The following is a 19,375-nucleotide window of genomic DNA, read 5'->3' on the forward strand; positions in this document are numbered from 1 at the left end:
CATCACCCCTCGAAAATCTAACTAGATTATCTAGCAGTCTAGGGGGTGGCTCCGGTCTCCGCCACCGCGGATCCGGCCAGACTCAGGACCGGGAGCGGGCGGCCTCCTTGGCCGCGGCGCGCACCACCTGCAGCTGCCGGGTCTGCGGCCCCGGGGACCCGGAGAGCACCGCACCCTCGAACTCCCCGGCCTCGGCGTCGTCGAACTGGTGGGCCTCCCGGGCCGCGGCGGCCTCATCCCGACGCCGCAGCCGGCGCACGTGCAGGCACCCCCACAGGTAGACCAGCAGGGCCGCGGCCAGCCAGATCAGCTCCGTGAGCACCGCCGAACCCACGGGCGCCTCCGGCAGGTACACCCGGGAGCGGATGGCCCCGAGAGCCACGGCTGAGGGCACCAGGTGGTGCAGGATCTGGTACCGATCCGGGGCCATGTCCAGCGGCAGCAGCAGACCCGAGGCCGGCACCCCGCACATGATGAACACGCCGATCAGCCAGATCATCACGTCGTTGCGGATCAGCAGCGCCCCGCCGACGGCGAAGATCTGGATGCTCACGGACATCAGGAACAGGATCGGCCACACCGTCCAGTCCACGTCCGCGGGCAGGAAGCGCACCACGTGCACGGAGATCAGGTACTGCAGGCCCGTGTTCGCCGCGGCCACCCCCAGCACCCACGCCAGTCGGCGGTACCAGCTCCATCCCCGTCCCACCAGGCCGATCATCATGCCGGCGATGTTGGACCCGACGATCCCGCCCAGACCCAGGTACATCATCGACATCCCGAAGCGGTCGTTGGCGTGGGTCGGGGCCAGATCCACGGTCTGCGGGGAGACCTCCCCGGACACGGCCGCGAACACCGTGGTCACCGCCGACTCCGCCTGGATCCCCGTCCCCGAGGCCACCAGCACCACCGGGCCCTTTCCGGCCTCGGCCCCCGGCACCTCCGCGGCATCGGCAGCGGGCACGAAGGCCCCGCGGGCCCGCCCGTGCAGCATGTCCTGCCGGGCCTGCTCGGCGGAATCCACCCGGTGCACCTCGTAGGCGGGCAGCTGCTCGAGGGTCTTCGCGATGCTGGTGCCCTGAGCGCCGTCGGCCACCACATCCAGGACCATCCCGTTGGGTGCGGGGTGGTGGACCAGCCCCAGATACATCAGCGGCATCGCGATCGCGAAGAACATCGGCAGGCGGATCGCGGCGTGCAGACCCCGCCGATTCTGCATCTGCTCGTCCGAGACCACCCGGCGGCTGCCGAAGAATCCGCGGAAGCCGCGGGTGGAGGCCACGGCCGCGCGCAACTGCTCCCTGGCCCGTCCCTCGGCGCGGGTGCCCGGAGTGTCTGCGACCGCTTCCTGCTCGTCCTTCTCCGCCGGCACGGCGTCGGCATCCGTGGGACGGGGACGGCGCAGGAAGGAGGCCCCGAGCAGCGCCAGGGCCAGGAAGAACCACAGCAGCAGGGTGATCACGTTGCCGGCCAGTGAGGCCGTGGGGAAGTACAGCAGCTTGCGCAGGGCATCCAGCAGCGCCGGGGTCGGCAGCCACGGGTGCAGAGCGGCGACCACCGGCGGGACCAGCTCCGTGGCCATGCCCGCCCCGGAGGAGGGCACCCCCAGCAGCACCAGCAGGAAGATCGTGGGCAGGGCCATGTACAGCCCGATCACCCGCATGCCGCCGGTGTGGAACAGCATCACGATGAAGGAGGCGAAGGCCATCAGCAGGAAGATCGGCAGGGCATGCACCTGGAATGCCGCGTAGACGCTGTACCCCACGAAGGTCGCCAGCGTCGCGTAGGCCAGCGCCAGCACGGCCATGATCGAGATCGCCACCCGTGCGGAGAGCTGCGCCAGGTTGGAGCGCAGACCCGTGGCGGTCATGAACCCGGCCATCATCACCGGCAGCCCCATGAACAGCAGGGACAGCCCCAGCCCGTCGCCGCCCGGCGGGGGCACGAGGTCCTGCACGGTGGGCGCCGGCGCCTGCTCCGCGGATTCCGCCTTCCCCAGCTCCACCAGGACCTTCGGGGCGATCTTCGCGATGTAGGACTCGGCGAACTGCGTCGCGGAGGTGGAGCCCATGCTCGCGACGTACTCCGTGTTGGTCTGCGGGTCCCAGGCGGCCCGGACCTGCAGGGCCTCGATCTGGCGCTTGGCCTCCTCGGCGGAGTCCACCGCGGAGACGTCGTAGGAGTCCCCGGCCGCGGCGTCCAACCGGTCCACCAGGTGCTCGGCGCTCGCGTCCTGGGCGACGACGGCGACCTTCAGATGGTGCGGGGTCGGGGCGTGCATGCTGAACCCGTAGATCAGCGGGAACATCACCGTCATGAACAGCGGCAGGACGATGGAGAACTTCAGGATCCTCCCGGCTTGGCGCTTGAGAGTTCCGGTGCTCAGTCGCGCGGCCATCGGGGCTCCTCCGGGGTTCGGGTCGGGACGCCGGGCGCGGCATCGAGGGCGGTCTCGGGGCGATGGGCCCCGCCGCGGCTCCGCTCCGCCCCCGCTGGGGTCCTCGTGTGGGCACCCGCGCGGCGCTCCTCGCGGGTGCGGGTCAGCAGCACCAGCGCGATGGCCACGGCCCCGCCGATCGCGGTCTCCGCCAGGCGCGCGGTGAGCACCGTGCCCACCGAGGAAGGGTGCCCGAGCTGCAGCATGAGCAGGGCCAGCGGCGTGATGAACAGGGTCGCGAAGGCGTAGTTGCGCAGCACGTACGTCTCGGTGAGGAACTGGAAGATGATGACCCACACGACCAGGTGCCAGGGCTGGGGGTGCTGGGAGAGCACGAAGGCGGTGATCAGCACTCCGCCGAGGGTCCCGATGACGCGCTGCATGCCCCGGTGCAGCCTGGCCCGGGAGTTGGGCCCGGCGATGGCCGCGGCCGCGGCGACCATCGCCCAGTAGGAGTGGGACAGCCCCGAGGCCTGGCCCAGCAGCCCGGCGATGAGCGGCGCGAGGAAGAACATCAGGCCGTAGCGCACGGCGCGACGTCGGTCCATCCCGTGCGGGCCCGGCGGCGGGGCCACGTGGCCGCGTCGCCCCTCCCCCAGCAGGGCACCGGCCAGACCCGCGAGCACGGACCACGCGGCCGTCGCCCCGGCGGTGCCCAGGCCCTGCGACCAGGAGGCGGGGTGCGGGATGGAGCCGATGGCTCCGGCGGCGAAGATCAGGAAGGTCGAGCCGGCCGGGCGCAGACGCAGCACGGCGGTGAGCACGGCCCCGCCGCCGGCGACCAGCCCGCACACCGCGACCACCAGCCAGGGGTCCGCGTGCGCCCGGGACAGCCCCAGCCCCAGCGCGATGCACACCAGCAGCATCAGCGCCGCCTGGCACTGGTGGCGCAGGCGCAGCCGCGGGGCCTCCTGGCGCCCGTAGATCGCGGTGAAGGCCCCGAAGGCCGCGTAGATGCTCAGGTCCAGCCGCCCCAGGGCGAGCAGCAGCAGCTGCGGCAGACCCACGGTCAGCGCGATGCGCACGGCGGGAACGTGGTCCTGCGTGGGCGGGGCGAAGCGGACGAGCTGATGCAGGGGACCGGTGGGCACGGGCGGCGGGAGCTCCTGGGTGAGGCACGGCGGCGGAGACCCTCCCATCCTAGGGCCCGACGTCGTTGTGCACCGGCCGCGCACCCGGCGCACCCGCGACGCGGCCCGGTCACCCGGCCCGGGGCGCCCAGGTGAGCCTTGTAGGTTGGGATCATGCCCCTCGGTTCCCTGCTGCCCGACGATCCCCTGCGGCTGTGGCGCATCGTGACCGACCTCAGCCCGCGCGCCCTGCCGGTGCCGGGCCCGGCCGGGCCGGCGGAGACGGTCAAGGACTACCTCCCGGAGCACCACCTGCCCTGGGAGCCGGTGACCGGGCACCTGAGCCTGCATCGGGAGCGCACCTGGCGCCATCGGGTCTACGCCGGCCTGGTGGATCACGCCCGGCTGGTCGCCGGCGCCGTCGCGGCGGGGACGATGCCGGAGACCCCCGACGACGCCTCCGCCGGGAAGGCTTCGGAGTCGAGGCGACCGCAGGAGCTCACCGCCGTGTTCGCCCTGGAGGTCGACGAGGAGGGCCGGGTGCTGCCGGAGACCCTCGAGCTGTCCCGGGCCGCCTGGCGAGCAGCCGGTGCCCCCGGTCCGGACTACGCGAGCCAGCTGCCGCGGTGGCGCGAGCAGCTGCTGGAGCACTGGGCGCACCGGGAGGTGCTGATCCGCGGCCGGGGGCAGCCGGGTGACGGCGGGCGGCGGCTCACCCAGGAGGATCTGGCGCAGGCGCTGAGCCTGACCGACCGGATCCTGGGCGAGGGAATCCTCTCGGGGCCGGTCTCAGCGACGGTGCGGGTGGCCAGCCGCCGGGTGCGCCGCACCCGCCGCCCCGAAGACTCCCCGCGCGTGCCGGTGCTGAACCACCCCAGCGCGGCCGCGCTGGACCGGGCCGACCACCGCACCCGCTTCCGCCAGGCCGCGGCCGGGCTGCTCGGGGTGGACGCCCCGGAGCATCCCGCCGACGTCATGGACTCCCGCACCCGCCTGTACTACGCCGTCGCCCCTCAGCAGGTGCCCCTCGGCGCGCCGGAGCCCTCCCCGGCCACGGCGGCCACCCAGTTCGCGGTGGACGCGGCCCTGAGCCGGCTCGGCGCGCGCGAGGGCCTGTGGACCTGCCCACCGCGCACGGCCGCCGGGACACCCGGACCGGAGACCTCCCGGGAGATCGCCGCCGCGATCCTCGTGCACCGGGCCCGCGCCCTGGCCGAGATCCCGGATCCCGCGGAGGTCTTCGACCCCGAGCCCCTGCCCTGGACCCCGGGGCGCACCGTGCCCGTGCCGCACCCGGACCTGGCCGGGCACGAGTTCCTGCACGCCGTCGTGGACCCGGCCTCCAGCGCCTCCGGCCCGGTGCCGGGCACCGGACCCTACGGGGTGCGGGTGGTCCTGGCCCCCGGGATGCCCGAGCATCCTCCCTTCCAGGCGCTGCCCGCCGGACGCGAGATCGGGGTGATCGATGCGATCGACGCCGTCCTCAACGCCCTGCCGCGCGCCGGCGCCGATCCCGCGGCGGATCAGGGCGAGTGGGAGCGCACCGCCGACGCCGCCCTGGCCGCCCAGGAGCGCACCCGCGAGCTGCTGGCCTCCCGGCAGCGCTTCCACGAGGCGGTGCCCCTGCTGCTGCGGGCGGAGGAGATGACCCGGGACATCGGGCAGAACATCCGCGATGCCCAAGCCTCCGTGGACGCCCTCACGGCGGACCTGGTGCGGGCCGAGCGGGCGCACCGCACCGCCCAGATGCGCCGGCACGGGCTCAGCGACGCGATCGCCGCGCATCTGCACAAGGAGCCGGGCGTCTGGCGCCGGGCCGCGAGCCTGGGCCGGGCCCGGGTGCCGTGGCGGGAGCGGCTGGAGGACCTGCGCACCGCGCAGGAGACGGCCGCCCGGGAGGAGGACGCCTGCCAGACCCGGGTGGGCGCGGCCCGCCGTCGGCTGCATGCGGCCCAGCAGAACCGGGACGGGCTGCGCGATGAGCTGGAGCAGTCCCAGGAGACGGCCCGGGCCCTGCAGGCGGAGCTGGCGGCTTACCCGCACCCGGAGCACGCGATCGACCAGGAGTGGCTGGGCGGCGGCTGGTCCGGGACCGGTCCGGCCTGCCCGTGGCTGGATCCCGAGGTGCAGCGGGCCCGGACCGGGACCTACCGACTGGCGGTGCGCCTGCACGCCCTGACCCTGCTGCACCTGCCCCGGGAGTTCCGGGACGGACTGAAGGCCGCCCGCGATGTGCTCTCCGGGCGCCCGGTGCCCTCCGCAGAGGCCATGCTCGCGGCGGTGCAGGTGCTCAGCGCGATCTTCCCCGAGATCCGCGTGGACCCGAACCTGCTGCCGAGTCTGCTGCGCGGCCTCGGCGAGCGCCGGATCGGCTGGCTGCTCTACGACGACGCCGCCCGCGTCTCCCCGGCCGTGGCCTACGCGGGTCTGCTGGGGGCCCGGCGCGGCGTGCTGCTGCCCGGTCCCCCGGGGCGGCAGGCGGCCGGCGAGCCGGCGGCCGGGCCGACGTTCCTGGCACCCGACGCCGCGGCGCAGCGGGCCCTGGCCCGGGCGGCGTCGTGCGGGGCCTCCTGGGCCCCGGCGGTCTCCAGCGCCTACGATCTGGGGCTGGGCCGGGAGGCCGCGGCGTCGGGGACCGCGGGCGCAGGAACGCCCTTAGGGCGGAGGGGGCGGCCTCCCGTACACTGACACGGTGAGTTACTCCCTGCTGAACATCCCCGGTCTGCCGCAGTGGATGGACATCACCCTGGTGGTCGTGGATGCGGTCATCCGGATCATCGCGCTGTGCTGGATCCCGTACAACCGGAAGCCGGCCGTGGCGCTGGGGTGGCTCATGGCGATCTTCCTCATCCCGTACATCGGCATCATCGCGTTCCTGGTGATCGGCTCCCGCTATCTGCCCAAGTCCCGACGGCAGCGTCAGTCGCGGATGAACGAGCTGATCCGCGAGCAGATCGGGGATCAGGCGATCCTGGGTCGGCACGACCATCTGCGGGAGCCGGCGGTGGCCGCCGCTCAGCTGAACTACCGGCTGGGCTCCCTGCCGCTGACCGGCGGCAACTCCTTCGAGCTGCTGCCGGACAACCACGAGTCCATCCGGGTGATGGCCGACGCCGTGGACCGGGCGCGGGAGTACGTGCACTTCGAGTTCTACATCGTCGCCTACGACCAGACCTCCGCTCCCCTGATCGACGCCCTGTTCCGGGCGCATGAGCGCGGGGTCAAGGTGCACATCCTCATCGACCACCTGGGCTCGGCCGGGTATCCCGGCTACGGCGAGCTGGTGAAGATGCTGGATCGCTCCGGGATCTCCTGGCACCGGATGCTGCCGATCCGGCCGTGGCGCCTGGAGTGGCAGCGCCCGGACCTGCGCAACCACCGGAAGATCCTCGTCATCGACGGCAACCTCGCCTTCTCCGGCTCGCAGAACATCATCGACCGCTCGTACAACAAGCCGAAGAACCTGCGCAAGGGCCTGCAGTGGAAGGACCTGATGCTGCGCATCGAGGGACCGCTGGTGGATGAGCTGAACGCCCTGTTCATCTCCGACTGGTACTCGGAGACCGAGGATCTGCTGCTGGATGAGGTGGACCAGGAGCTGCCCTCGATCGACGGTGGGGTGATGGCCCAGGCGGTGCCCTCCGGGCCGGGCTTCGACACGGAGAACAACCTGCGGCTGATCAACCAGCTGATCTACAACGCCGAGGACCGGGTGCTGATCTGCTCCCCGTACCTCATCCCGGACGATTCCCTGAAGATGGCGCTGACCACGGCCGCGCAGTCCGGGATCGACGTGACGCTGATCGTGTGTGCGAAGGGCGACCAGTTCTTCGCCCACTACGGCCAGCAGTCCTACTACGACAGCCTGCTGGAGGCCGGGGTGCGGATCATGCTGTACCCCGCCCCGACGGTGCTGCACACGAAGTTCGTCCTGGTGGACCACGATATGACCTGCCTGGGCTCGTCCAACATGGATGTGCGCTCCTTCTCCCTGAACCTGGAGGTGACGATGATGCTGCTCAGCGAGGAGATCACCGCCCAGGTGCAGGACGTCGCCGAGCGGTACATGGCCGTCTCCGACGAGGTGGACCTGGAGCAGTGGCGCAGCCGCCCGCTGCGCACCAAGGCCCTGGAGAACGTCTGCCGCCTGACCTCCGCGCTGCTGTAGCTCCTCGGAAGGGGCGGAAGCAGGGTCGGGTGTGGCCCCGGCATCGGCCCGTTGACATGGCCACGCCCAGATGGCATTGTGCTCTGCATTACACCGTCGATCCGAAGGATGTGTCCACTATGGACATGAGGGCGCACGTGCTGCACTCCGGAGACATGGAGGCCGACTACACCTGGCTCCTCCTCAAACCCGAGCGCATCATCAAACCCGTCAGTCAGCGGGACGCCCCGCGCGAATTCGGTCTCGTTCCAACGCACGCCGTGCTCGTCGAGACACCCGAGGGGCGGATGCTCTGGGATACCGGTGTCCCTCGAGACTGGGCCAGTCGCTGGCAGCCGACCGGCTTCGACCAGTTCTTCCCTGTGGTCGATGACGCCGAAGACCCGGAAGCCTCCTATCTGGACCGCAGCCTTGCCCGGATGGGACTGAGCACCGAGAACATCGACCTGCTGGTGCTCAGCCACCTGCACTTCGACCATGCGGCCAATGCCCGAGCCTTCGACAACGGGAAGACCAGGATCCTCACCAGCACCGCCGAGCTGGAGGGAGTCAAGGGGATCACCGGCTACCACGAAGGCGCGCATATCCCCTCTGACTACGAGGGTCTGGACATCGGCGGCATCAGCGGCGATGAGGAGATCCTGCCGGGTGTCACCCTCCTGCAGACGCCGGGTCACACCTGGGGAACGATGTCCCTGATGCTGGATCTGCCCGACGAGGGGACGAAGATCTTCACCTCCGACGCCGTGTACATGCGGGATTCCTGGGGCCCTCCGGCCGTGGGGGCCGCGATCGTCTGGAACAATCTGGCCTGGCTGGACTCGGTGGAGAAGCTGCGCCGCATCGCCGAGGAGAAAGAGGCACAGGTCTTCTTCGGACACGACGCCGATCAGGCAGCTCACGAGATCCGCTGGGCCCCAGAGGGGCACTACTCATGATCCTCCACGACTTCCTCTGCGAGGCTCAGCATCGCTTCGAAGCTGGGTTGCCCACCATGGATGCGCCGAATCCGCCGTGTCCTATCTGCGGCGCTGCTGCACGGAAGAGGCTGTCGTCGGTCAACATCGGCAACCGGGCCGATGCCGGGCCGTCCCGTGAGCAGATGCCGCACAGCTGGGAGGGCGCCGGCCGGGGAGATCCCGACGTCCTGCACCACTGGCGGAAGACCATCGAACGCCGAGAGAAGCTCGAGGAGAAGTACCCCGAGCTCGCCGGCGACCGTCGTCCGGTGCTGGCTCATGAGGGGATCTTCGCCGGCCGTCCGCTGCGTGCGGGCGATGATGTGGGTCAGGCGATCGGCGATGCCCTTGCCTCAAGGGCGACACCGCCGCGGAAGGACTCTCCCTGAGGCGGCATCGCTCTCCGGCTCGGCCGAGAGCCGATATCGCACCCGGTGTCACTGGGCCTGATCGGACTCCTCGAAGAGGATGATCTGCCGGATCGCCCGAGCCTCAGCCAGCGTGTCCATGGCCTCGTTGATGTCCTCCAGCCGGATGCGGGAGGAGACGAGCTCCTCCACGGGCAGGTCCCCATCGCGCCACAGCTGCTCATACCGCGGAATGTCCCGGGAGGGGACCGCCGATCCCAAGTAGCTGCCGATGACGGTACGCGCCTCCGAGGTCAGGACCACAGGGTGGATCACCGACTCGGCCGAAGGGCTGGGCAGTCCGACGGTCACGATCCGTCCCCCCACCGCAGTCGCCGCAAACGCCGTCTCGAAAGCCCGCGGATGCCCCGCAGCCTCGATGACCAGATCCGCCGTGATTCCCTGCTCAGCGACCTGCTCCGGGGTCCACACCTCGTCGGCTCCCAGCTCGGAAGCGCGCTTCAGCTTGGCTTCCTGCGCATCGACGCCGATGACCTTGCCCTTGCCGAGCCCGATGGCCGTCAGCAGCGCGGCGATGCCCACCCCACCGAGACCCACGACCATGATCGTGTCTCCCTCCTGGGGATCGCCGGCATTGACCACCGCTCCTCCGCCGGTCAGCACCGCACACCCCAGCGGTGCCGCAGCTTCGGGAGGCACGTCCTCCCCGATCTTGACGACGCTGGACTCGTGGACCACTGCATGAGTGGCGAATGCCGAGACTCCGAGATGGTGCAGGACCTCCTCTCCGTCCGGCCGATGCAGGCGGAGCTTCTTCCCTCCACCCGGCAGATATCCGGCAGTGTTGGACTCCGTGCCGCGGGAACAGGGCAGCTTGCCGTCCGTGCGGCAGTTCGCGCATTCACCGCAGCGCGGCAGGAACACCGTGACCACGTGATCGCCGACAGACAGACCTGCCACTCCCGGGCCGACCTCCTCGACGACCCCTGTGCCCTCATGCCCCAGAGCCATCGGCAGAGGTCGCGGTCGGTTGCCGTCCACCACGGAAAGATCGGAATGGCAGACGCCGGCGGCCGTCATCCGCAGCAGCACCTCACCTTCCTGCGGCGGATCCAGTTCGAGCTCCTCGATGGCCAGCGGCTTGGAGTCGGCATAGGGACGCTCGGCCTCCATCGTGGTCAGGACAGCGGCGCGGATCTTCATGGTGTGCTCCTCAGCGACATGACACAGCGGTCGATCCCGCGATGGGTGCGGGAATCACATCCCACGCTACTCCGAGACCCAGACCACATCCATCCGCCGTCTGTGGCCCCGGCATCGGCCTGCTGTGATGCGCGGAGCCTTCGGCTGACAGCTCAAACCCCTTGTGGGAGGGCGGTTGCGGTGGTGATGTGGAAGGGAAGCGAACGAGTTCGAGAAGGAGTGAGGACATGACCGAGACCGTCACCGTTCCGCAGCCCGCCGGAGACACCAAGACCCGCGTGGAGAACGCCGAGCACGGGTTCGTCGCGCCGAAGGAGCTGCGCGACAGCCTGCAGAAAGTGCTCGTGGACCTGATCGCCCTGCATATGGTGGGCAAGCAGGCGCACTGGAACATCGTCGGCCCCAACTTCCGGGACCTGCACCTGAACCTGGACGAGATCGTGGAGATCGCCCGCGAGGCCTCCGACACCGTGGCCGAGCGCATGCGCGCCCTGCACGCCACCCCGGACGGGCGCCCCACCGTCGTCGCGGCCGCCTCGACTCTGCCGGAGATGCCGCAGGGCGAGGTGCTCACCACGGACGCGATCGACGAGATCGTCACCGCGGTGGAGGCCACCACCAACACCATCCGCGAGGTCCACGACACCGTGGACGAGGCCGACCCGACCTCCGCGGACATCCTGCACAGCATCCTCGAGAAGCTCGAGCAGCAGTCCTGGTTCATCAGCGCCGAGACCCGCCGCCCCGCCGCGGCCCGCTGAGACCCGGGGCGCGCTGAGACCCCGGTTTCGTTCTGAGATCCCGCGTTCGTGCTGAGATCCCGCGTTCGTGCTGAAATACCGCCCGACGTGCAGCATCTCGACACGAACCCCGCATCTCAGCAGGAGCCCCGCGCACGACGAAGACCCCGCTCCGGCACCAGCCGGGGCGGGGTCTTCTGCGATGCGCCCGGACAGGGAGGACCGCGGCACATGTGGACGAGGCCACCTCACATCCGCCGGTGCTGACGCGTCTACAGCATGAGCAGACGGAGGAGATGATCATGATGACCAGGCGACACACGGTGATCCAGACGGCGCTGGACGATCGCAGGCTCGCTCAGCAGCTCGGCCCGGCCGGCGCGACTACCGTGGGATGACGATGCGACTTCCCTTCGACCAGGCCGTGACCCGGCACGGCGAGACCGTGCTGCGGGTCTGCCGAGCCGTGCTCGGTCCCGGGCTCGACGCCGATGACGCCTGGTCCGAGACGTTCCTGGCCGCGCTGAAGACCTGGCCGGACCTGCCGGAGGAGACGAACACGGAGGCCTGGCTGGTGCGGGTCGCCCGCCGCAAGGCGATCGACGTCGTCCGCGCCCGGGCCCGGCACGCGACCCCCAGCGACGACCTCCCCGAGCGGGTCTCCTCCCTGGGCACCCCGGGCGATGACGAGCACGGGGTGTGGGCCGCGGTGGCGGGGCTGCCGGAGCGGCAGCGGCTGGCGATCGCCTACCACTACCTCGGCGGTCTGCCGCACACCGAGACCGCCGCGATCATCGGCTCAAGCCCCGACGCGGTGCGCAGAGCCGCCTCGGACGGCATCAGGAGACTGCGGCAGACCTACCACGACGGCGAGCACACGGAAGGAGCACCCCGATGACCGACAGCATGCCCGCAGGCGCGAGCCTTCCGACCGGTGACGGCGAGGGAGCCGAGTGTGCCGCCCTCTTCCCGATCGAACCCGGGGCGATGGCCGATCCCCACGCGCGCCTGGCCGCACGGGCCGGTGAGCACGGACTGCTCGACGTCGCCTACCGCACGATCGACACCCCCGTCGGTCCGCTGCTGCTGGCCGCGACCGAGACGGGGCTGGTGCGCGTGGCCTACGAACGCGAGGACTTCGACGCGGTGCTGACATCGCTGGCGGAGAGGATCAGCCCGCGGGTGCTGGAGGCCCCCCGTCGCCTGGATGCGGTGGCCGCCGAGATCGACGAGTACTTCGCCGGCCGTCGACGCGCCTTCGACGTGCCGCTGGATTACGCGCTGTCCTCGGGGTTCCGCCGGACCGTGCAGCATTGCCTGCCGCACATCGACTACGGCCGCACCCGCTCCTACAAGGAGGTCGCCGAACTCGTCGGGAATCCGCGGGCCGTCCGCGCCGTCGGCACGGCCTGCGCGACCAACCCGCTGCCGGTCGTGGTGCCCTGTCACCGGGTGCTGCGCGCCGACGGCGGCCTCGGCGGCTACATCGGCGGTCTGGACGCGAAGACGACCCTGCTGAGACTGGAGCAGGCGGCATGACCCCGACGGCGGCCCGCTGAGGTCCCGGATGTGTGCTGAGATCCCACTTTCGTGCTGAGATACCGCACGCCGTGCGGCATCTCAGCACGAACGGCGCATCTCAACACGAAGGCCTCATCTGAAGCGCGGACGCCGCATACGACGAGGACCCCGTCCCGGCTGCTGCCGGTGCGGGGTCCTCTGCGGTGCGCCCTGTGGGGCTCGAACCCACGACCCAGGGATTAAAAGTCCCTTGCTCTACCAACTGAGCTAAAGGCGCGCAACACCTCACACTACCGGCCCGACGACGGGCCCCTCAACTCCCCCGGCCCCGCACCGACACCGCCGAAGCCCCCTGTCGGCCCGGCCTCCTGCGGGATCGGTTATTGTCCTCGTCCGCCGGTGGCGCAGAGAACTGCGGGTGGCCCGGGGCCGGTCCTACACTGTTCGGATGCCCGAGAAGCCTGCCGCGCGCCACCACCGTCCCGTGAAGTTCTCCCCCGCGATGTTCGACCAGCGCGAGGGCGGCACCGACCCGGAGACCCTCAGCCAGGCCGCGCACACCTCCGCCTGGGCCCTGCTCACCCGCGGGCGGGCCAACCGGGACCCGGAGGTCACGGCCCGGCTCGTGGAGTTCACGGACCGCTTCGGGGTGGAGGCCCTCGCGCAGATGTGGGCGCAGGCCCCGGCGGTCTCCCTGCCCGGCGCGCTGTGGCGCATCCACGCCCTGCGGGACACGGTGCGCCGGGACCCCGCGCGCATCGGCGAGTACTACCGCCTGGGCCAGGACAGCGCGGAGGTCTCCCGCGTGGTGGCCGGCGTCGCGGATCCGCCGGACGCGGAGGAGGTGTGCCGCACCGTGGATGAGATCCTCACCGGCGCGTACACCGGGCAGTTCGACGTCGCCCTGGAGCGCTTCGCAGCCTTCTGCCGCGTCATCGCCCTGGGTCAGAGCCTCGCCGCGGACCGCACCGACGCCGCCGTCATCCCCCACCGGCCGGGGGCCGCCAGCGAGTTCTTCGCCGACCCGGGCTCCCACCCGGCCGGCACCCGGATGACCCGCGCCTCCCGGCGGCTGATCGGCACCGCCGAGCAGCTGGAGGCCGCCGCCGCGGCGTGGCGGGCCGGCACCCTCGACTGACCGCGCCCCGACCGGGTCGGCTCAGGCGGCCCGCTCCCACGCCTGCTCCAGGGCATCCCGGTTCTGCCGGATCAGGGCGCGCAGGTCCCCGTCGTACAGGGAATCCGGCACCCCCTGGGAGAAGATCTCCACCACGCAGGCCCCGGTGTAGCCGGACTCGGCCAGCGCGTGCAGCAGCCGCCCGGTGGGGATCGGCCCGGTGCCCACGCTGCGCCGGTCCATCCCGGAGCGCGGGGTGCGCCAGTCGCTGACCTGCAGGATCGAGATCAGCTCGCCGTGGCTGCGGATCCCCTCCTCCAGCAGGGGGTCCTGCCACAGGTTCCAGGTGTCCAGGCACAGCCCCAGGCCCTCGACGCCGGTCCGCTCGATCAGCTCGACCGCCTGGGCGAAGGTCCAGATCATCGTCTCCGCGTTCAGGGAGATCGGGTTCAGCGGCTCCACCGCCAGGCGCACCCCCAGGTCCGCGGCCACCGGCGCCAGCTCCCGGTGGAAGCGCACGGCCTCCTCCAGGCCGCGGTGCATGTCCCCGTCCGGGGCGGGCCCGGTGTTGGTCACGAACACCGCCCCGGGGGCCACCGGGGCCAGCCGCTCCAGGCTGGCCCGGTAGGCGGCGATCCGCTCGTCGGCGCCCTTCGGGCTCGGCTGCATCGCGCTGGGCACGGCCGTGCGCACCGCGGGCTGCACCGAGCACACCGGCAGCCCGGACTCCCGCAGGGCCTCCAGCTGCTCCCGGCCCGCAGCACCCTCGGCCAGCTTGGCCTCGCACAGCTCGAAGGTCTGCACCCCGAGGTCCGCGCACTCGCGCAGGTCCCGCTCGAAGCTCCACGGCTGGGTGGTGAACTCGTTCATCCCGAAGGCGAAGGGCATCCCGCTCATCGGTCCGCCTCCGCCAGGAACTCCCGGACCGTCTCGACGAAGGCCTGCGGCTCGTCCAGGAACAGCGCGTGGCGGCTGTCCTCGAAGATCCGCTCCCGGGCGTCGGGCAGGTGCTCGGCCACCCAGTGCGGGCCGCGCCAGTCGAAGACGACGTTGCGCCGGGCCACGCACACCAGGGCCGGCACGGACAGGTGCGGGATGACGTCGCGCCAGTCCAGGCGCGTGTGGTTCTGCATCACCGCGTTGCGCACCTCCCGGCGGCACCGGCCCATCTCCGCCAGGAACAGCTCCCGCTCCCGCTCGGTGGGCTCGCGCTGCAGGATGGTCGGCACCTGCTCGCGGTCCTGGCCGGCCGGGTCGGCGGCGATGGCGGCCTGCAGGCCGGCCAGGGCGGCGTCGTCCCAGCACTGGGCGTGGGCCCACGGCCAGTCCGCGGTGCGGTACTGGGCCGGGGTCTGGTCGATGTACACGGCCTGGGCGACCCTCGCGGAGCCGAAGGACTCCAGCAGGCCCCAGATGATCGGGCAGCCCAGGGACCACCCGATGAGGGTGGTCTCGCGCAGGTCCAGGGTCTCCAGCAGCTCGTGCAGGTCCGCGCTGAGCCGGGACATCCGGTACCCGTGGTCCGGGGACTCGGAGCGTCCGTGCCCGCGCAGATCCAGGCGGATCACCCGGTGCCCGCGGGCCAGCTCGGAGGCGACGCCGTCGAAGAACCTCCCGGAGAAGGTCCACCCGTGGATCATGACCACGGGCCGACCGGCGCCCTCGTCGGTGTAGGACAGGCGCACCCCGTCCGAGGTGGTGATGGTGTGGCGTTCGACGGCGCCCGTCGTCTCGGCGGCGGTCTCGGAGTCGACGGCGCTCATAGGATCGGCTGACCTCCCGTGACGGCCACGCGGGCCCCGGAGACGTAGCTGGACTCGTCCGCGGCGAGCATGACGTAGGCGGGCGCGAGCTCGGCCGGCTGCCCGGCCCGGCCCACGGGGTAGTCCCCGCCGAAGTCCTCGACCATCTCCTCCAGCATGGTCGCCGGGATCAGCGGGGTCCAGATGGGGCCCGGGGCCACGGAGTTGGCGCGGATGCCGCGCGGGGCCAGGGACTGGGAGAGGGAGCCGATCATGTTGGCGATCCCCGCCTTCGTCGCGTTGTAGGCCAGCAGCTGCTGCGGGGGCATATCCGAGTTCACGGAGGTGGAGCCGATGATGCTGGAACCCGGCTGCATGTGCGGCACGGCGGCCTTGACCAGGTGGAACATCGCGGAGAGGTTGGTGGCCAGGGTGAAGTCCCATTCCTCATCCGGGATGTCGGTGATCTGCTCGCGGACCATCTGGAACGCGGCGTTGGAGACCAGCACGTCGATCCCGCCGAGCTCCTCCACGGTGCGGCGCACCAGCTCCCGGCAGTGCTGCGGGTCGGTGAGATCCCCCGGCACCAGGATGGCCTTCCGGCCGGCCTCGCGCACCCACCGGGCGGTCTGCTCGGCGTCGTCGTGCTCGTCGTAGTAGGAGATGACCAGGTCCGCACCCTCCCGGGCGAAGGCGATGGCCACGGCGCGCCCGATGCCGCTGTCCCCGCCGGTCAGCAGCACGCGCTTGCCCTCCAGGCGGCCGCTGCCGCGATAGGACTGCTCGCCGTGATCCGGCTGGGGGTCCATGGCCGCGGTGGAGCCGGGCCAGGGCTGGGTCTGCGCGGGGATCTGCATCGGGTCCTGCCTTTCCTCGGGAACGGCGCCCGAGGAGCGGGCGCGCATCCCCAGGCTACCGCCGTCGGACGGGCCCGCACCCCTCCCCGACCGGCATTCGCGCTGATCACAGCCGGGAAGGTGGTCAGGATCGGCCGTCTGCCCCCACCGCCCGTGAATACCCCCTGGGGGTACTTGACAGGGGGTGTACTACTGAAAGGAGAAGGACCCACCGCACCGAGAGGAACCATCATCGCCATGCCGCATCTGCGCACCGCCCCCGCCGCTGCCTGCCTGGCGGCCGCCGCCGTCCTGCTCACCGGGTGCTCCGCCGGCGACGACGCCGGCTCCCGCCCCTCGGAGCAGACGACGGGCGCCACCGCCAGCCCCTCGACCACGGCCGGCATGACCGGGATGGACCACACCCACTCCCACGGCGACCCGCTGCCCACCGACATCCCCGCGGCCCAGGACCCCCGCTACCCCGTGGGCTCCCACGTGCGGCTGACCGCCGACCATATGGAGGGCATGGACGGCGCCGAGGCCACCGTCGTCGGGGCCTACGACACCTGGACCTACGCCGTGGACTACACCCCGACCACCGGCGGGCCCGAGGTGAAGGACCACCGCTGGGTCGTGCAGCAGGAGATCCGCGACGCCGGCTCCCAGCGCCTGGCCGACGGCACCCGCGTCACCCTGGACGCCGACCACATGGAGGGCATGGACGGGGCTCAGGCCACGATCGTCTCCTCCACCGACGAACCGGTCTACATCGTCGACTACACGACCCCTGACGGACAGACCGTGACCAACCACCGCTGGGTCGTGCAGAGCGAGATGGAGAGCCGATGAGCACCGAGGAGAGCACCCACCACCGCGACGCCGGGAGCGATCCCCACGCCGGGCACGACGAGCACGCCGGCGGCGAGTCCCACGGCCAGCACCGCGACCAGCACAACGGCGGGCACGGGCACTCCGGGCACGGCGGACACGATCAGCACGCCGGGCACGACCACCACGGCGGGCACGCCGGGCACGGCGGCGGGCACATGCAGCACCACGTGATGATGTTCCGCCGGCTGTTCTGGATCATGCTGGTGCTGGCCGTGCCCGTGTCGGTGTTCAGCCACGGCTTCGCCCACCTGCTGGGCTACTCCCTGCCCGATGCCGAGTGGGTCCGCTGGATCGCCCCGGTGCTGGGCACCGTGATGTACGTCTGGGGCGGGAAGCCCTTCCTGAGCGGCGCCGTCTCCGAGATCCGCAGCAAGTCCCCCGGGATGATGCTGCTGATCTCCCTGGGCATCACCGTCGCCTTCCTCTCCTCCTGGGGTGCCACCCTGCACCTGCTGGATTCCGGTCTGGAATTCTGGTGGGAGCTGGCCCTGCTGGTGGTGATCATGCTGCTGGGCCACTGGATCGAGATGCGCTCCCTGGCCCAGACCTCCTCCGCCCTGGACTCCCTGGCAGCCCTCCTGCCGGATGAGGCGGAGAAGGTCGAGGGCGAGAACGTCGTCACCGTCTCCCCGGACGAGCTGGCGGTGGACGACGTCGTGCTGGTGCGTCCCGGCTCCTCCGTCCCGGCCGATGGGACGATCCTCGAGGGCGCCGCCGCGATGGACGAGTCCATGGTCACCGGGGAGTCCCGGACCGTGCGCCGCGGGAAGGGCGAGCACGTGGTGGCCGGGACCATCGCGACCGACTCGGGGCTGCGCGTGCAGATCACCGCGACCGGCGAGGACACGGCCCTGGCCGGGATCCGCCGGCTGGTGGATGACGCCCAGTCCTCCTCGACCCGCGCCCAGCTGCTGGCCGACCGGGCCGCGGCCTGGCTGTTCTGGTTCGCGCTGGGCGCGGCGGTGATCACCGCGATCGTGTGGTTCGCGCTGGGTCGCCCGGACGACGCCGTCGTGCGCACCGTGTCCGTGCTGGTCATCGCCTGCCCGCACGCCCTGGGCCTGGCGATCCCGCTGGTGGTCTCCCTGGCCACCGAGCGCGCCGCGAAGGCGGGGGTGCTCATCTCCAACCGCTCCGCCCTGGAGGCCATGCGCCGGGTGGACACCGTGTTCTTCGACAAGACCGGGACCCTGACCCGCGGGGAGCCGGCCGTCACCGCGGTGGACCCGGCCGAGGGCCGGGAGGAGGAGAGCGTGCTGGGGCTGGCGGCGGCCGCCGAGCAGGACAGCGAGCACCCGCTGGCCCGGGCGATCCTCGCCGCCGCCCGGAAGCGCTCCGTGCGGCTGCCGCAGGCGCAGGACTTCACCTCCTCCCCCGCGGTCGGGGTCAGCGCGAGCGTGGACGGCGCGACGGTGGAGGTCGGCGGCCCGCGGCTGCTGGAGCAGCACGACCTCGAGGAGCTGCCCCAGGCCTCCTCCTGGCGCGATGAGGGCGCGATCATCCTGCACGTGGTCGTGGACGGGACGGTGGCCGGGGCTCTGCGCCTGGCCGACGAGGTCCGCCCGGAGTCCCGCGAGGCCGTGGAGGCGCTGCACGCCGCCGGGGTGCAGGTCGCGATGATCACGGGCGATGCCGAGGCGGTGGCCCAGGATGTCGCCGGGAAGCTGGGCATCGACCGGGTCTTCGCCGGGGTGCGCCCGGAGGACAAGTCCGCGAAGGTCGAGCAGGTGCAGGGCGAGGGCCGCCGGGTCGCGATGGTCGGCGACGGCGTGAACGACGCCCCCGCCCTGGCCCGGGCCGACGTCGGCCTGGCCATCGGGGCGGGCACGGACGTGGCGATCGGCTCGGCCGGGGTGGTGCTGGCCTCCTCGGACCCGCGCTCGGTGCTGTCCGTGATCGAGCTGTCCCGGGCGTCGTACCGGAAGATGCGGCAGAACCTGTGGTGGGCCGCCGGGTACAACCTGGTCTCCGTGCCCCTGGCGGCCGGGGTCCTGGCCCCGGTGGGCTTCCTGATGCCGATGAGCGTCGGCGCGCTGCTGATGTCCGCCTCCACCGTGGTGGTCGCGGCCAACGCCCAGCTGCTGCGCCGGCTGGATCTCTCCCCGGAGGCCAGCGCGCAGCGGATCCTGCAGCGCCGCGGCGCCGACAGGACCGAGGCGCAGGAGGTCCAGCACCGCCACGGGACGGCATAGCCCCGGGGACGGAGATCACGTCATCCCAGCCCCGCCCCCGCCTTGGACCCCGGCCGGGGGCGGGGCTACGGTGGGACGATCCCGCCGACGGGGCCGCCGCGCCGTCGTCCCCCGCCGTGTGCACCCAC

At 71.8% G+C, this 19,375-nt stretch carries 17 protein-coding genes and 1 tRNA gene; 11 read left to right on the forward strand and 7 right to left on the reverse strand.

Features of this window, described 5'->3' with window-relative positions; genetic code table 11:
* Positions 1-82: 82 nt before the first annotated feature.
* Entirely contained in the window at positions 83-2,398 is a 2,316-nt protein-coding gene (locus NQ707_RS04420) for an ABC transporter permease (protein ID WP_129357919.1), read from the reverse strand.
* Positions 2,383-3,528, reverse strand: a complete 1,146-nt coding sequence (locus tag NQ707_RS04425; protein ID WP_404434952.1) for an FUSC family protein — start codon at positions 3,526-3,528, stop codon at positions 2,383-2,385. The genes NQ707_RS04420 and NQ707_RS04425 overlap by 16 nt, the downstream gene beginning before the upstream one ends.
* A gap of 153 nt (positions 3,529-3,681) precedes the next feature.
* Here NQ707_RS04425 and NQ707_RS04430 point away from each other — a divergent pair, with 153 nt between their 5' ends.
* The 4 genes from NQ707_RS04430 to NQ707_RS04445 all read left to right on the forward strand — a co-directional run bounded on the left by NQ707_RS04430 (position 3,682) and on the right by NQ707_RS04445 (position 9,023).
* Positions 3,682-6,195 carry a hypothetical protein gene (locus tag NQ707_RS04430; RefSeq protein WP_404434953.1) on the forward strand — a complete coding sequence of 838 codons (2,514 nt, stop codon included), beginning with the start codon at positions 3,682-3,684 and terminating at the stop codon, positions 6,193-6,195.
* 46 nt (positions 6,196-6,241) lie between these two features.
* A complete protein-coding gene (gene cls, locus NQ707_RS04435; RefSeq protein WP_058730551.1) occupies positions 6,242-7,675 on the forward strand; it encodes a cardiolipin synthase in 1,434 nt (477 codons plus the stop codon).
* A gap of 119 nt (positions 7,676-7,794) precedes the next feature.
* Positions 7,795-8,613: an N-acyl homoserine lactonase family protein gene (locus NQ707_RS04440; RefSeq protein WP_404434954.1), complete on the forward strand. Its 819-nt coding sequence runs from the start codon at positions 7,795-7,797 to the stop codon at positions 8,611-8,613.
* Positions 8,610-9,023, forward strand: coding sequence for a zinc ribbon domain-containing protein (locus NQ707_RS04445; RefSeq protein WP_174520369.1), 414 nt, complete (start codon positions 8,610-8,612; stop codon positions 9,021-9,023). The genes NQ707_RS04440 and NQ707_RS04445 overlap by 4 nt, the downstream gene beginning before the upstream one ends.
* Positions 9,024-9,071: 48 nt before the next feature.
* Here NQ707_RS04445 and NQ707_RS04450 read toward each other — a convergent pair whose 3' ends face one another.
* Positions 9,072-10,205 (reverse strand): alcohol dehydrogenase catalytic domain-containing protein, encoded by a 1,134-nt coding sequence (locus tag NQ707_RS04450; RefSeq protein WP_404434955.1) that lies wholly within the window; start codon positions 10,203-10,205, stop codon positions 9,072-9,074.
* Between the two features lie 227 nt (positions 10,206-10,432).
* Here NQ707_RS04450 and NQ707_RS04455 point away from each other — a divergent pair, with 227 nt between their 5' ends.
* From NQ707_RS04455 to NQ707_RS04470, 4 genes are all read left to right on the forward strand, one after another.
* Positions 10,433-10,966, forward strand: a complete 534-nt coding sequence (locus NQ707_RS04455; protein ID WP_058730544.1) for a Dps family protein — start codon at positions 10,433-10,435, stop codon at positions 10,964-10,966.
* A gap of 212 nt (positions 10,967-11,178) precedes the next feature.
* Entirely contained in the window at positions 11,179-11,343 is a 165-nt protein-coding gene (locus NQ707_RS04460; protein WP_165590110.1) for a hypothetical protein, read from the forward strand.
* A 2-nt stretch (positions 11,344-11,345) separates the two neighbouring features.
* The gene (locus NQ707_RS04465) at positions 11,346-11,843 is read left to right on the forward strand and encodes an RNA polymerase sigma factor (RefSeq protein ID WP_058730545.1); all 498 of its coding nucleotides are present in this window, start codon (positions 11,346-11,348) and stop codon (positions 11,841-11,843) included.
* Positions 11,840-12,484: a methylated-DNA--[protein]-cysteine S-methyltransferase gene (locus tag NQ707_RS04470; RefSeq protein ID WP_404434956.1), complete on the forward strand. Its 645-nt coding sequence runs from the start codon at positions 11,840-11,842 to the stop codon at positions 12,482-12,484. The genes NQ707_RS04465 and NQ707_RS04470 overlap by 4 nt, the downstream gene beginning before the upstream one ends.
* 186 nt (positions 12,485-12,670) lie before the next feature.
* On the opposite strand, the gene NQ707_RS04475 is transcribed toward NQ707_RS04470, so the two are convergent.
* Positions 12,671-12,743: transfer RNA gene (locus NQ707_RS04475), tRNA-Lys, on the reverse strand.
* Positions 12,744-12,914: 171 nt separating this feature from the next.
* Here NQ707_RS04475 and NQ707_RS04480 point away from each other — a divergent pair.
* Positions 12,915-13,604, forward strand: coding sequence for a hypothetical protein (locus tag NQ707_RS04480; RefSeq protein ID WP_224799799.1), 690 nt, complete (start codon positions 12,915-12,917; stop codon positions 13,602-13,604).
* A 21-nt stretch (positions 13,605-13,625) separates the two neighbouring features.
* On the opposite strand, the gene NQ707_RS04485 is transcribed toward NQ707_RS04480, so the two are convergent.
* The 3 genes from NQ707_RS04485 to NQ707_RS04495 are packed head-to-tail and all read right to left on the reverse strand — an operon-like array spanning position 13,626 to position 16,182.
* Entirely contained in the window at positions 13,626-14,480 is an 855-nt protein-coding gene (locus tag NQ707_RS04485; protein ID WP_224799818.1) for a sugar phosphate isomerase/epimerase, read from the reverse strand.
* On the reverse strand, positions 14,477-15,346 hold the full coding sequence (locus NQ707_RS04490; RefSeq protein WP_404434957.1) for an alpha/beta fold hydrolase: 870 nt from the start codon (positions 15,344-15,346) through the stop codon (positions 14,477-14,479). The genes NQ707_RS04485 and NQ707_RS04490 overlap by 4 nt, the downstream gene beginning before the upstream one ends.
* Positions 15,343-16,182, reverse strand: coding sequence for an SDR family oxidoreductase (locus NQ707_RS04495; protein ID WP_404434958.1), 840 nt, complete (start codon positions 16,180-16,182; stop codon positions 15,343-15,345). Before NQ707_RS04495 ends, NQ707_RS04490 begins: the two co-directional genes overlap by 4 nt.
* A gap of 237 nt (positions 16,183-16,419) precedes the next feature.
* Here NQ707_RS04495 and NQ707_RS04500 point away from each other — a divergent pair, with 237 nt between their 5' ends.
* Together NQ707_RS04500 and NQ707_RS04505 are read left to right on the forward strand one after the other, a co-directional pair.
* Positions 16,420-17,013: a YdhK family protein gene (locus NQ707_RS04500; RefSeq protein ID WP_404434959.1), complete on the forward strand. Its 594-nt coding sequence runs from the start codon at positions 16,420-16,422 to the stop codon at positions 17,011-17,013.
* On the forward strand, positions 17,010-19,247 hold the full coding sequence (locus NQ707_RS04505) for a heavy metal translocating P-type ATPase (protein ID WP_058730549.1): 2,238 nt from the start codon (positions 17,010-17,012) through the stop codon (positions 19,245-19,247). Before NQ707_RS04500 ends, NQ707_RS04505 begins: the two co-directional genes overlap by 4 nt.
* Positions 19,248-19,375: the final 128 nt, after the last annotated feature.

Source organism: Rothia sp. BD8 (genome assembly GCF_044878465.1).
In the GTDB taxonomy this organism is placed as follows: Bacteria; Actinomycetota; Actinomycetes; order Actinomycetales; family Micrococcaceae; genus Rothia; species Rothia kristinae.